Origin of the sequence: Polaromonas sp. JS666, assembly GCF_000013865.1 — a bacterium.
Taxonomy (GTDB): Bacteria; Pseudomonadota; Gammaproteobacteria; order Burkholderiales; family Burkholderiaceae_C; genus Polaromonas.
The window spans coordinates 167,860-180,960 of the sequence record NC_007949.1 but is presented as its reverse complement, the minus strand read 5'-3'; the positions used below and the strand labels follow the sequence as shown (position 1 = coordinate 180,960).

The 13,101-nt window shown below is 54.8% G+C and carries 16 protein-coding genes; 2 read left to right on the top strand and 14 right to left on the bottom strand.

What is annotated here, in order from left to right:
* Window positions 1-509 precede the first annotated feature (509 nt).
* Window positions 510-833 carry a hypothetical protein gene (locus BPRO_RS25375; protein WP_011485926.1) on the top strand — a complete coding sequence of 108 codons (324 nt, stop codon included), beginning with the start codon at window positions 510-512 and terminating at the stop codon, window positions 831-833.
* 264 nt (window positions 834-1,097) lie between these two features.
* Here BPRO_RS25375 and BPRO_RS25370 read toward each other — a convergent pair whose 3' ends face one another.
* The 6 genes from BPRO_RS25370 to BPRO_RS25345 all read right to left on the bottom strand — a co-directional run bounded on the left by BPRO_RS25370 (window position 1,098) and on the right by BPRO_RS25345 (window position 6,571).
* Window positions 1,098-1,571: a hypothetical protein gene (locus BPRO_RS25370; protein WP_011485925.1), complete on the bottom strand. Its 474-nt coding sequence runs from the start codon at window positions 1,569-1,571 to the stop codon at window positions 1,098-1,100.
* Between the two features lie 66 nt (window positions 1,572-1,637).
* On the bottom strand, window positions 1,638-2,288 hold the full coding sequence (locus BPRO_RS29905) for a hypothetical protein (protein WP_157046011.1): 651 nt from the start codon (window positions 2,286-2,288) through the stop codon (window positions 1,638-1,640).
* Window positions 2,289-3,236: 948 nt separating this feature from the next.
* Window positions 3,237-4,094 carry a PRTRC system ThiF family protein gene (locus tag BPRO_RS25360; protein ID WP_011485923.1) on the bottom strand — a complete coding sequence of 286 codons (858 nt, stop codon included), beginning with the start codon at window positions 4,092-4,094 and terminating at the stop codon, window positions 3,237-3,239.
* A complete protein-coding gene (locus BPRO_RS25355; protein WP_011485922.1) occupies window positions 4,091-4,711 on the bottom strand; it encodes a PRTRC system protein A in 621 nt (206 codons plus the stop codon). Before BPRO_RS25355 ends, BPRO_RS25360 begins: the two co-directional genes overlap by 4 nt.
* Window positions 4,711-5,490 (bottom strand): PRTRC system protein B, encoded by a 780-nt coding sequence (locus BPRO_RS28225; RefSeq protein ID WP_011485921.1) that lies wholly within the window; start codon window positions 5,488-5,490, stop codon window positions 4,711-4,713. The genes BPRO_RS25355 and BPRO_RS28225 overlap by 1 nt, the downstream gene beginning before the upstream one ends.
* On the bottom strand, window positions 5,477-6,571 hold the full coding sequence (locus BPRO_RS25345; protein ID WP_011485920.1) for a PRTRC system protein F: 1,095 nt from the start codon (window positions 6,569-6,571) through the stop codon (window positions 5,477-5,479). Before BPRO_RS25345 ends, BPRO_RS28225 begins: the two co-directional genes overlap by 14 nt.
* Before the next feature lie 247 nt (window positions 6,572-6,818).
* On the opposite strand from BPRO_RS25345, the gene BPRO_RS25340 reads away from it, so the two are divergent.
* On the top strand, window positions 6,819-7,142 hold the full coding sequence (locus BPRO_RS25340) for a hypothetical protein (RefSeq protein WP_041390439.1): 324 nt from the start codon (window positions 6,819-6,821) through the stop codon (window positions 7,140-7,142).
* Window positions 7,143-7,281: 139 nt separating this feature from the next.
* On the opposite strand, the gene BPRO_RS25335 is transcribed toward BPRO_RS25340, so the two are convergent.
* The 8 genes from BPRO_RS25335 to BPRO_RS29900 form a co-directional block, all read right to left on the bottom strand.
* Window positions 7,282-7,491 (bottom strand): hypothetical protein, encoded by a 210-nt coding sequence (locus BPRO_RS25335; RefSeq protein WP_011485918.1) that lies wholly within the window; start codon window positions 7,489-7,491, stop codon window positions 7,282-7,284.
* Complete coding sequence (locus BPRO_RS28950; protein ID WP_157046009.1) at window positions 7,488-7,763, bottom strand: hypothetical protein; 276 nt, start codon at window positions 7,761-7,763, stop codon at window positions 7,488-7,490. Before BPRO_RS28950 ends, BPRO_RS25335 begins: the two co-directional genes overlap by 4 nt.
* Window positions 7,764-7,934: 171 nt before the next feature.
* Complete coding sequence (locus tag BPRO_RS25325) at window positions 7,935-8,588, bottom strand: ERCC4 domain-containing protein (protein ID WP_011485916.1); 654 nt, start codon at window positions 8,586-8,588, stop codon at window positions 7,935-7,937.
* 94 nt (window positions 8,589-8,682) lie between these two features.
* On the bottom strand, window positions 8,683-9,276 hold the full coding sequence (locus tag BPRO_RS25320; RefSeq protein WP_049764311.1) for a hypothetical protein: 594 nt from the start codon (window positions 9,274-9,276) through the stop codon (window positions 8,683-8,685).
* Window positions 9,277-9,514: 238 nt separating this feature from the next.
* Window positions 9,515-10,558 (bottom strand): hypothetical protein, encoded by a 1,044-nt coding sequence (locus tag BPRO_RS25315; RefSeq protein WP_011485914.1) that lies wholly within the window; start codon window positions 10,556-10,558, stop codon window positions 9,515-9,517.
* Window positions 10,559-10,785: 227 nt separating this feature from the next.
* Window positions 10,786-11,697 carry a hypothetical protein gene (locus BPRO_RS28220; protein WP_011485913.1) on the bottom strand — a complete coding sequence of 304 codons (912 nt, stop codon included), beginning with the start codon at window positions 11,695-11,697 and terminating at the stop codon, window positions 10,786-10,788.
* Between the two features lie 84 nt (window positions 11,698-11,781).
* Window positions 11,782-12,234: a hypothetical protein gene (locus tag BPRO_RS25305; RefSeq protein ID WP_041390434.1), complete on the bottom strand. Its 453-nt coding sequence runs from the start codon at window positions 12,232-12,234 to the stop codon at window positions 11,782-11,784.
* 482 nt (window positions 12,235-12,716) lie between these two features.
* Complete coding sequence (locus BPRO_RS29900; RefSeq protein WP_157046008.1) at window positions 12,717-13,067, bottom strand: hypothetical protein; 351 nt, start codon at window positions 13,065-13,067, stop codon at window positions 12,717-12,719.
* Window positions 13,068-13,101 lie beyond the last annotated feature (34 nt).

Below are 13,101 nucleotides of genomic sequence, written 5' to 3'. Positions count from 1 at the left end.
CGCCAACACCGGGTGGTGCTGGAGGAACTGGGGCTCGCCACTGCCCGCCAGTCCTAGAACTTAGAACCTGCATTTCTCTCTCCCTGGGAGGCGGCCGCCGAGCGACGCCTAATTGTTGCTCTTGCCACCAATTGTGCGTCATGTGCCAACCGGCTCCAACCTACCTCTGGCTAACGTCGTGAGTCGGCGCCGTCTTGACGACCCTTTGCGGCTTTTGGAAATCCTGAGTCCAATAACCGCTCTGAAGTGCAAGCGTTCATTCCTTAGATTCCCATACTACACAATGCCTGCAAATAGAAACCAGTTATGGAACTGTGCATTTTTTGAGGGATACGATGGTACACACGGCAAACGGCAGTGATCGTCAAGTGTGGGCCAACCACATTGGACGGCTAATCTTTTCTTTGAATGAAGTTGATTGGGTTTTTGGTCACATCCGCACGGATGTTTTCAGAGAGCAGATTTCCGCGAATTGGCTTCAATAGACATTCTCTGCACGCATCACTTCAATGACGGAGAAGATCAAGCAGGTACCGGCTTCCCCCGCGATGGACGATCTGAAGCAGCTTCTTGTGCGCACCTTGCCAGTTAACGACACGCGGAACCACATCGCTCATGGGACGTTGGCATTGGTCGGCGCGCCCGACGACGCGCCGAGCGGCAGCTCATTCGAGATGCTGCGTTACCACAAAGAATCGGGCGAGCTGCGCAGTATCACGTTCACCAGATTGGTTGAGCAGACACACGAAGCCATGAGGTTGAGCGATGACTTCTCCCGCTTCTCTGCAATGTGTCAGCTCTATCCGGAGTTCAAGACGAAGCACGCGTCATGAAGGCCGTATCCGCTATGGGCCGAAAGCAGACAATCGCAAACCCGTTTTTCGCTGACTATCGATAATCGAACATTGTCGATTATCAGCAAATGACGGTTTGCGGCCAACTCCGGTCATCCGAGCGTGTGTGCCAAGGGGCAGGTCAAGACTGACTCCGGTCATTCGATCTTCTCGATAGCAGTCGTTCAACGTCGAAGCTGACCGGCACGCAACGCATGGCGCGAAGCGGCCTTTTGATGTTGCGTGGCCGAGTCGGGTGACCAGTTAAACCTCAATTCCGCACTCCTTGTAGCGAGCAAGAGGGTCTTGAAACCACGCATGGTCGCTATTGCTCCAACATGGAGGCATCGCGCGCTGATAGCCACGATTGCACAGGACAAGATCTTCATTGCGAGTCACCTCGACAATCAGTAAGGACTTGCGGAGAAATTCCTCGACTCGGCTCGCGTTCTCGAGCGTTACCTTTACATGTGTGTCGGGCCACTGGAGAAGTTCCTCCAGCAAGATGATCACCGGTACTGCATGGTCTCGCACTGTGTTCCCACCTTCTCCGGCGGCAACGCTTGCCGACATCTTCACCTGGCTCTCGTTCACCCGACCGAGCGGCTCCGAAAACTTCCGAATCAAATAGTTCACGACGACCTTGCAGTCGTTGGTGGTGCAGTTTTCCAGGTTCTCGCGATGGGCACGAATGCTGGCGAGGATCTGGATTGCGATTCCGGTGGTAGTAAGCGGCACGATGCCCTCTTGAGGTTTAACGTTGAAATTCAGCGGCCGCCGAAGGCGGTCCGCTGCAATGACGGGTTAGGCCGCGCTGTTCGATAGCCATCCATCGAATGCCTCTGCAATTTGATCCGCAACGTCCCCGCTACGCATGTACTTTGAATGCGATAAGCCTCCATGGAATTTTCCAAGCGAGGCGTCAAGCTTGCGAATGTCTGTGACGGCGATCTTTGGCAATCGAGTTGCTTGAACGTGCGTCACGATGTCAGACCAAAAGCTGACGGCCTCTCCGGCTCCAATGAAGCGCTGAAGCGACTTGGTCAATAGGATGGCAACCAGACCTAGCAGTAGCGCTGAAAGTCCGAAGCCTGCAGAGGCAAAAACTGGCACGAGCATCCATTCAATGGACTTCTCATCCATAAAAATTCTCAAGACCCTAAACAGCGCTCCGAGCGCAATAGCCAGCAACATTGCCCAGCCTGTGGTCACAAGACCAACGCTAAACAACGTAAATGGAATTGATGAGAAGGCAAACACGTGACGCAGCCACCACAGCGCTTCATCGGCGCGTGCATGCACGACTAGAAGTTTGGCATTTATCGGGCTGCTCTTCTTGGCAAGAATCGTTTCAGAGCGCAGGCGGACTGCTTTCGCCGCGCCTTCCAGCAGGTCACTGTGAGGTGACCGGCTAGATACAAAAAAGAGAACCAATAGTGCAAGAGCTCCAGCCATTCCGTACGCTGGGTGATGCATCGATATTATCGACCCCACAATTGCAAACACGCTTGCTAGCACTATGCCGACGACCGCTGCATATACGCTCATTCGGCCAGGCATCGTAGACAGAAATAGCACCCAGTGCCTGATGGTTTCGCTTAGGAACGGGGTTCCCATTGTCACGACGCCAGCAACGCGCATAGCTACATCCTCATCCCGTAGCGCCTCAATGGCTACGTTGCCACCGTGGCTGTGCGCTAGCAGAAGTATGGGTAGCCGAGAGTCTGGAAAGGCATAAATCACCTCGCGTAAACGTAACGCTGCTTGAACGCGTTCGATAGACGAGTTTTTCCCACTCCATTCAAATCTTTCAAACTCCAAAGTGTGCTTCGTTGCGGCCTTGATGGCCCGACAGAACAACGAGTCCGCAAATGCAAAATCGGATCGATCACCCCAGGTCCCATGTATGACTAGACAAGTGCTCATGGCTCAGTATTTGCGCGGCCTAACGTGATGTAGACCGTCGGATATTCTGGCAATCCCAGCGTATCCAACCAGATAAACCAGAATTCCGCCGCTGGATACGAATCAGTCCATTGGGCGGCAAGCCGCATGCAGCCAAGGTTTGCAAAGGCTTTTCCTGAAACGCTAGTGCCACTACAGTCCCCCTTTATCTTGTCGCCTATCTTGGCGCATTGGCACCGAGCCAAGCTGTCCGACATTTCGCAATGCAAGCACTATAGCCCAGCAGAAGCTGCACCTGAATGACTCCTTCCGCTGCAGCCCCGTCGTTCGAATTCCAATCATCAGTGCCCGCAAAGGGCCCTAAGGGGAAGTTCGCTTTTCTCCGAAGCCGACATTCGGTGGTCAACTTATAACGGGGTTAGTGGTCAATGATTGGCAGCATACGCAGCCGGGAAAAAAAATGGCCACCCCATGCGGGTGGCCATTCTTCATTGTGGTTTAGGCAGCAACAGCCTGATTGGCCTTTGCTTCCCGTTTCGCTTTCACACTTTGTCGCACTATGCGGTGTCGCCGTCCATCACGAAGCACGCCAAAGCGCGTCCAGACATCAGGGTCTACCTTCAAAGGCATCACCATCATCCGGTCCAGGTTGACGAAAACCCCGTGGTTTTCAATCTCGCCATTCGTGAACAACTGCCAAAGTATGTTCCCTGCAAAATCCGCGATGGTCGGATTAATTAGCAGGGACTGTTTAGACAACGCTTCCGCCAATGAGCAGGACGGTGTGTCATCCTTATCTTCCTGCGCCGGATCAATCATCTCCGGGTACAGCTCACCCACGTGAGGCAATCTGAGTTTGTCTTCACCAACTTTGGATCGGCTGCTGACTTCCCCAAGAATCACCTGACCATCGGCCCTCCTGTTGCCCGTGTCCAGCCAGTAGCGAACTCCTGATCTGGTCCCTTCCAGGCCCCGAAGGATTCCCAGTCGGGCGGCACGATTGTCAACAGCGCCAATGACGATGTCGTAGTCACACAGACTTGATCGGGTATCGAGTTTGCCAATGTTGCTTTCCCATACCGTATTCTCAAGTGCCATATTGGCCCGCGTCACCAACACATCCGCCTTGAAACTACCCACGTCTCCGGGGTAGAAGTTCTGACGACCGATATTCGCGTGTGAGACCACGTCCGGATCCACCACCATGACCTTCAAGCCATGTGGGTGCCCCAGCGCGACCATCGCCTTATGCAGGTTGACCAACTTCACCATCATTTGGCTACCCGTCCCTCCAGCCCCAACCAAGAGAATCTTGACTGGTTTTGTGAGCAGGGCTGCATGAAGCTTGTGCTTCATTTGCATAGAACCTCCAGTTTCCCGTTAGATGCCAGATTGGCATCCCATGTTTGGCCCAGCATGTTCATTCGAAGCACGGAGGTCATGTTCCCTGAATTCAGGTTACCAATCACTCCAGAAAACTTCATCGAACCCTTATCGTCCCGATCGTCCTCTTGAGAGAAGAACGCCGAGAATGTGCCGTGGCTGTGTAGATCCAACACCAGGAACTCACCGTCACCCAGATGCACCTCGCGGTAGTCAATGTGGGCGGTGCTGGCCGTGGTGTTTTCACGCATTTCGTAGCGCCAGCTGTGATCGTTGGAATTCCAGATCACAGCAGCCGCCATTTCGTTCGGCATGGCTGCTTTCGCATCCTGCACAAACTTGCTTCTCAATTCCGTTGGGATTGGCCCGCACTTGATCACCACCGCCTCTTCGGCCGCCCCATAGGGCAGCATAAAGTCAGAGTTGGCAATCTTGTGCATCACCGTTACCCAGGGCAACACAACCTCCCGCCACAAACCGTCCCCCGCCACGACGTAGCGGGTTCCATTCTTTGTGGCCGGCGCGATCGTCCCTTCACGAGGCATGATCACCGTGGGAAACATCCCTTGAATGATTGAATCCAGCGACATCAAAATTCCCCCGCAGCGTGCATCTTGGCCACCCGGGTCCTGAAGTCAGGCTCCATGAGGTCTTCTACCTTCAGCTCCAGGTCAACCAAAACGGACTCAGGGAACTTTTGAGCAGGCTTCGCAACCATCTTTTTCCAGAACTCGGCAGGTTTCACACCTTTGGTAAGGCGATCCACTTGCGCAAAGTTCGGATGCGTAAAGTGCGAGTCGAACAGGAAACGCTCCCAGGCTTGCGGATTCCCCTTTGCAGAGTCATCCGGCCGCGAGGCATTTCCTACACACACCTCGCCACGCGCCCACACGTTGAACAGTGGTGCCTGGCACAGCCTGGTTTCCTTGCCCGGCATCGCGCTTCCGCGGTAGGCGTAGACAAATAGGTCACGCCCATCTGACATCCAGACCATCCCTGGAAGCGGGCAGATGCCCTGGCCCGAGAAGGTCGTTGCGCCAAACATGTCCGACTTCTTGAAGAACATCGCCCGATTCATCGGTGGAGTCCACCAAATCATCTTGCCCATGCCCTTTGCCAGGATGCAGTGGTCCTGCCACTCCATCTGAGGCCTCTGTTGGGGCGCCAACACCTTGACCATGGCCAAGTAATCAGCTTCCGTCATCGGCCGTCCAGCCCCAATTACGGGCTTTCCATCGATGTCATGCACGTGGTGCACTGTCGCTATGGCGCCAGAGCAGTCCAGGTAATTACTCGCTTTGGAGTACAGCATGACTGCCGCACCCAATACATACCGGTTGTCCTGTACGGACACTTCAGCTGTTTCCATTTTCGGTTCCTTGTTGATCGAGGAAGTGCACAAGCAGGTTGCCCAATGCATTCCATTGATCGAAGTAAGCGCGCATGAGACGCGCCATTTGTTCAAACTCTGCAGGCGTTCCGCCTGTGGCCACCTTCAACCGGCACAAGCACTCCATGGCTGTTCCGCTGTTGTAGGTATCTTCTTCGTAGTGCTGCACCAGTTCAAACAACATTTCGGCGTCATTCCATGCAATGAAGCAGGCTGCCCCGATTTGCTCTTCGTCTTGTGAGTTGTCCCAGGTATAAGCGCCCTTGTCCTTACCGTATAGACAGTCCAAGGCAATTGCGTCCGTGACACATTGCTTCAGGCCATCGGGCAATTCCGCGGTTTTCAGCAAGTACGCCGCCTGTTTTGTTTTCAGTCGCTTGGGTCCGTGTTTTGCATTCGGTGATGCCCATCCCAAAAGATGCGCATGGCCCTCTACACTTTCCAGCACTTTGGAAGGCAGGTAGGCATAGTCGCTCCTCGCTTGCTCGATCAGTTCTGCAAGCTCCTCCGGTGAAGGTTCATCTTCACCCTCCATCGCCTGCATCTCCTTCACAAAGTCTTCGTCAGACTCCGCTCCCTGCAATTGGGAAAAGGAGTGATAGCCCATCGCTGCTGGGCTGTAGATACTGATGCCTCGACCGTTTGACCGTTCGATGACATCCACCACATACCAGCCCAGCCCCGGCACCTTGGCTTCAAGTGCCTCGATAACGGGTTTCAACTTGAGCAATTCCAGGTTGGAAACTGCTCGCATGAAAAACTCGATTTCGCTTGAATTTGCAGAGATGAGAGGCTGGCCGCCCAAACAAGCCCGAGCGTTCGCGCCGACCTGCTTGTCCAGCCAACCCTGCAGCTGCATTTGGACAATCGATTCCAGCTTTGGAATGTCACCACCTGGCAGTTCCATTCCACACTTTTCCGCTGCGAGCGAAAACTTGGCCAGGGTCTGGTGAGCGATGGACTCGCCCCCGATGACCAGAGGAACTTCCGAACTGATTTGGGGTAGAACGAATGTCCCATGCGCTTTAGGCACGGGGCGCTCTAACGCTATTGATTTCATGGGGATCCCTCAAAAAAAAAGGAACCCATGCCCTTGCGGGACGTGAGTTCCCGCGTGGGTAAAAGTAATGCGTGCACTGGCATGAAGCCGGCACGCGAAAGGCACTGGGCCTAACCGCTGCTATTTTCCAACAAAATGGTCCCGGCGGCAATGACGATTGGAGCCGTGACTATTGCTGGCCAAATATTGGCGACAATCACGGTCTGGCAGATATTCTTCTGCCAGCTAACAAAAATAGGTACATCACATGGCAACTGCGAAAAAAGTGGCTAACAAAGCCGCAGCGAAAGCGAAGAAAGTAACGGCTCCCGCCAAGACGGCGAAACCTGTGCCCAAGGCTCCAGCCCAAAAGGCACCTGTCTCCAAGACTGCAAAGGCCGTAGCGAGGCTGACAGCGAAAATTGCGACGCTGACCGAGCGCAAGAACAAGATTGCGACTGAAATTATGGGCCTTAAGGATCAGCGTGCAGGTCTGAAAACTGCACCTGTGGCTGCAGCTCCTGCAAAGGCGAAGACTGCTCCCAAAGCCGCAGCGCCAGCCAAGAAGGCCAACCCGGTGGCGAAGAAGTAATTCGGGACTGCAAAACTTTCGTGAGGAAAGAGAAATGGCCCCTTCGCAGGGGCCATTTTTTGTTTATGAGTTTCGCCACACCCCCGTATCAGCTCAAGAAGTGAGCTTTAGCGGGAGCGGAGAAAGCCCGAATGCACTTCTACAGTGCGCCCTGGTCAATGGCCCTTTGCAGCCATTCCTGAGCCTTGTGTTCGGGCATGTAGTCCGAGAAGCGATTGCAGGGAACCTGCATACCGTCCTCAGCCTTGGTGGTACCAACATAGAAGCCCCGTGCACTTTGCATGACCTTGGGGTCGCTGATCGTGCCGTCGGGCACCGATTCAATGACTTCTTCCATGGCGTTGCTCATTGCTCATCTCCTTCAGTTAGGTTGCACTCTGATTCGCAATTCGCGACCGTCAACATTGCTGCTGTTGCCTGCCCATACTCCCAGGCAAGTACCAGGTCAGGCACATCACGAATCATTGCCGGGACTTCAAAGTTGCCGGCGCGATAGTCGTGCACGCCGTCAACTTGCGAGTCAAAGTACGCATCGTTGATGGCCTCTGGACCCTTTACGTCATCAATCACCGCGAGAACAACGGCACGTGCGTATGCCACCCGTGTTTTCAATCCACGCATAAAGTCTTCCTTGTTGAAACCCAGGCGACGGACCACACCCAGAGGGACGTAGTCCCCAGCTGGGTAGGTTTGAGATCGGGTCAGCTGACCCTTGTTTGAAGGCTGGCACAAGGCCAGCGGATTGGACTGTGCCAAAACAGAATCAGTCTACCCGCAATCCGGGAAGCATTGTCACGACCTTGCGACGGTGAAGGAAAGGAGTTCGCGGATCTGATCGGCAGTCTTGCGGCCGATACCTTTCACAGCACACAGCTCATCGACCGAGGCCGCGAAAACCCGCTCGGCGCTTCCAAAGTGCCCGAGCAGCTTCTTTGCAGTGCCTGGACCGCACCCCGGCAGGCCTTCGACTGCGAAATGCGCCAGAACCGCCAGATCCTTTGGTTTACTTCCGCGCAGGGGGTTGTCATATCCAAGGCCCTCCTGGGCGTGTCGCGTCGCTACCTCAATGAAACTTGCTGTCTCAGCCGCGGACCTGGAATGCAAAAGGCCGACACCTTCAATGACGGTCAACCATGACAGGGCACCGCGAAGCGCATCAGGATTTATTGCCGACCGGGTGTTGAAAATGTCCCCTTCAATGAGGATGATGGGCCTCGTGTAATTTGCCTTCATTTGGGCCACCTGCCCGAACAGCCGCCTGTCAAGAATGGAATTGATCATGTCAGTGGCTTCTTTCCGTTCCACGACAACATCATGGGACAGCACAAAGTCACCCACGGCAAGTTCAACATATTCGACTGAGACTACCTGACTGCGCTCCAGGATCTGCGTGACACCGGATCGCTGCTCTCGCATGTCCACCGAAATGGGAAATTTGCCTGCCATATGGACCCTCTGGTTGATTTAAGCACCGACATTACACATGTTTTAGAACGCGGCAACCCACTATGGTGTTCATTTTTCGTCGCCGGCGGCAGGCCTACTTTCGTCCCCTTCCGCCACCAACCTTCAGCTTATCCCGAACAGCGTTGACTTCGTCCGGCTGAAGCGCACTGGCCAAGACTGTATTTTCCCAATCTGGACGCGTTGCCATGATCACCAGGTCGACCAATCCGTCTGCCCGCATGCAGGCTATCGGCTGGGAGGTGATTTCGATCCATTCCTTCTGCTTTATCCGTGCAAGCGCCCTTGCCTCTTCCACAGTGGCGGCAGTCCCTAAATATGTCGAGCGGTCCCAGGCGCCGCCGTTAAGGGCCCTTGCTTCAAATGATCCATCACTACGGGAGACGATGAAAGGCTTGTTCCACCACTTATCCAGTTCCTTTTCCGAACGGTCCTCGTTGGGCGTTTGATCGAAGTTAGGTGGGAGCACAGGGTCGAGAGGGATGTCATCGCCTTCGTGTGCATTGCGGAGCCCATTGGCCATGGCCAGCGTTCGCCAATCTGGGTATCCAGCCATTTGCGCCTGCTCATCCAGCGCCTGGGTGTATGGCTTGTCAGGGGTGGTGTTCTGCTTGGCCTCCCTTTTCGCACGGGTAAGCAGAGAATTAGTAGGCAGCTTTCTTTCAGTCATCAAAACTCCATCGGTGAACACTGCGCCCGCTACAGCCCCACCAGGAGTTGATGTGAATATGTGTGCTTTCGCGTCGAGACACGTGCGCCTTGCGGGCGGCTGGCATAAGCAGAATGCCAGCCCACATTATTGAACATTTCCAAAGCAAAAAGCCCAGCGCTCCGGTAGGAGCACTGGGCTGTCTCATTTGCTGGCGATTCGATGCACTTACGCTTAGCGCGAATCAGGAAAATGCCATTTATGCAAACAACGATTCCTGCTGTATTGGCATTGATGCAAGGTTCGGCTTCCAAACCAAGGTATCCAGGTTCATGAGGTTATAAATCAGGTTGTTGTCGCTGGTGGCAGCACGCCGAATATCCGCCAGAGTGGTTTCAAATTCGGTTGATGCCTGCCCCAGAGCATCAGCAACTTCTTGAACAAGCCCACGGCGGTACCGCTGATCTACCGGAAGGCAGTTCATTGACACCACGACAACGGTGTCATCGCCGGCCTTGGGGGCGGTTTTAACAGCCTCTCGGAACGCTTTGAAGGACTTTCTGAACGTGCCTGGATGGGCCAGCTCAGTCAATCCATATCCTTCAATGAACGTTGCAGTGCAATAGTAGGCTGCACCCGTCACACGAAACACGCCGTCTGGCTGTTCAACGGCCAGGCGATCGGTGCTCACTTCAAACATCTTGGGGACAGATGCTAAGTACGTTTGATCCTTACCAGGGGTGTATCCCAATTCGTTGCAGGGCCGGCCGTACATCTGGTTCGTTACCTCGAAGCGGCCGATAAAACGCCATGGGCCCAGCTCATTGCGGTGCTTCACATAGATCGCGCGAAGCACCTCCATGTCATCGTGCAGAGCCGCCTCGAAGCCATCCCCACGCAAGGCCGTTGCCTCCTCGTGAAACCCTCCATCTTCAAGCCCCTTCAGTACCCGCTCGCGCAAAGATTCTGGAATGGTGGCGGAGAAGTTCTCGCCAAAGGCGATCTTGTTCTTGAAGTTGGGCATTTCAAGAGGCGTAGCCATTTCGCTAAGCCAGCCTGCCACATAGCCTTCCGGGGTGATGTAGCCGCCACGCCCCTGCAGGCCGCCCCCTTCACAGGATGACGCCGCTGCAAAGATGCGGGTGATCACATCTTCGAGATAACCGATTCCGACACACGACCAGTTCGGGTGATGCGGGTAGCAATTTTTTTCATAGGTCTGCTCAAAGAGCACGTAGCCGGTCTTCCCCTTGCCGGCCTTGAACGCGGCGACTTTCTTTCCAACGGTGACAGTTGCACCCATACTGATTCTCCAAAAAAATGGGGATCAGCCCCTTAGTGGGGATTGATCCCACCAGGGTTAAGGGCGGCGGACATACGTCAGCCAGGTTTAGGCGTGCACAAGACACGCAATTGAATGGGCGCAGCAGCAGAATTCCGCTACTACGCCCATCATGAATTCCAGAAGCCCTCGTTTCAAAGGCTTTTGGAATCCACCCGGCTATGCCGGGGGACTCTGAAGCAGTTTATTCAAACCGCTTCGTACTGGACTTCACCAGTTCTCACATTGCAAATCTCTTTGCAACGGTTAGTGAACTCGGCAAACCCAATGATCCCGCGGTTCAAGACGTCACGAACTTCTTGAACACGCAGACCAATGGCCCAGGCCGGGGTAGCCGCCACACGATCAAGGGCGCCGGCATCCTGCACTGTGTAACTGCACACCATGCTTTCCACTGCATCAACCATGGTCTTGTAGCATTCATGACCGCTCATGCCGTTTTCGTCAAAGTACTGGACGCGCCATGCCGACTTTGAATACTCGGTCTGGACGTTTTCGCAAACGAATGCCCAAGCCATCCGCGATTTACTGCGGCATTCGATGCCAACGGGGTTCCCCGCGTAGCGCTCCATCAGATCGGAAAACGCCTTCTGTTGAGGTTCCGCCTGCTCGATGAGATGCTGCTTGAAACCCAGGTCCAGTGAACCAGAGTGGATTCGCTTCCATTGCTTCGTTTGATAGCGGGGTTGCTCTGGATCCACCATCACCTGGCCGGCTCCTTGGCGCCGTTGGAGTGGAACAAAGTCCCCATCCCACATTGCCTGGTCAGCGATCCTGGTGATGAGAACAGGATCCAGCTGATCATCCACCGTGAGCTCAAAGCGCGTAATGGTGCTTTGATTCAGGGTCTGGTCCGCAACAAGCTCTTCATATTTCTGCTGGCAGGTCTTACCGTCAATAAACCAGCGAACCTCTCCGGTATCGCACGACTCAATTGCAATGCAGGGCAGCTGTGTATTTGCCATGTGATTCTCCAAATGAAAGGGGAACCACAGCACCCGACCGGGAACTTGGTTCCCGAGGGTATGGCCGCGAAGGGCCGGTATGTTGAAGGCCACCACAAGGATGGCGAAATTGGCATGTGCCAAAAGCGATTTCATTCTATCAAGTGGAATCGTAGGCTACAAGAAAAAACCCACTGGCTTGGCCAGTGGGTCTGTTCAATGTTCCCGTCAAAAGTCCGCTCAGGCGAATTCGGACGCTGGGTGCGCAACGTCGAAGGCTTCCTCAAACTTTGCGGTCAGGCTCCAGATCTCGAGTTGCACGAAATCCAGAGTGATGCGCCGGCCGGTGTCCACGAAGTACCCCAGCCCCAGCATGGCCTCACGCATGTGCGCGTTTTCCGCATGGGTCTTGACTATGATCTCACCGCGACCGCAATCATTGGGGCGGTAATTCACCGTGAGACTCAGGTAAGGCTCCCACCAGACATCATCCGCCTTCCCATCCGAAACCCAGATCTGCAATGCCAGCGGGGAACCCACATAGGCATAACGACCAGCTTCAAAAGCGAAGTGCTCATCTGTATCCATCACGCCCTTGGCAGTGAAACGGCCAAATGTGCGCTTTTCGAAGGGACGTTCAGCGCCGTGGCTGGCCATCAGTGCCATTTCGAAATTTGTTTTCTTCAAGGTCATAACGACTCCATGTACTTTTATGCCCATGGAGCCTCCCTACCGGGATAGCTCCCGGTTGGGCGTGTGTTGAAATTTCCCCGATTGGGGCGTTGTTACCTACAGGCCGTCGCGTTCAGCAGCCCCTGCGGGTCTCCGTCTGTGCAACGACCGGCTTACCCGATCCAGTCACCCATTCCAGGTTGCTGACAGACCCGGCAGGAAGCACCTCAGGTGCATCCAGCGGTCCTCCAGCATCCAGGGTGTGTGATACGGCTCGACCAATTTGGCCGATTAGCTGCTGGCCCACCAGGCAGCGAATTGAGGTCGCGTCCCGACAGCGTTGGCCACCAGTGCAAAGGCTCACAGTGTTGGTCCTTATGACCACCGCTTTTTGATCCAATTTCATCTCCAAGAATTGGCCAGAACGGACCTCCACGCGGGAAGTTGCCTTCCCAGCCGGGTTTACGTTGTTCGGTGCGCCCGCGATGGCGCGCTCACCTTTTTTACTTGCCAAGCCTTGCAAGGCAGTCCCGAGCAATGCTTATGAGCACCTGCTTTCGCCACGCTGCATGCAGTTTCACGGCCCTGCTGTAGCGCCTTTCCACTGCTGCCTGGCCGCCGGTCGCATAACGACCGTCCTGCGCCTTGCTGGTTGTCCGGTACGCACTGTTCTCCCAGATCCTGACGTACCGCGCAAACTCACGCTTGCTGATGACGCCCTGGCTAAACAAATGCTGCGCCTGGTTCAAGGTGGATTGCGAACTCACCAGCTGGGCGATCCCGTACTTGCTGAATGGAAGTCTCCTGTAGTCCAGGGCTTCCATGCCTGTGCCGTGCAATGCAGTTGCGCTCATGCGGCACCCATCGCAATGAAGTGCTGAACCACGA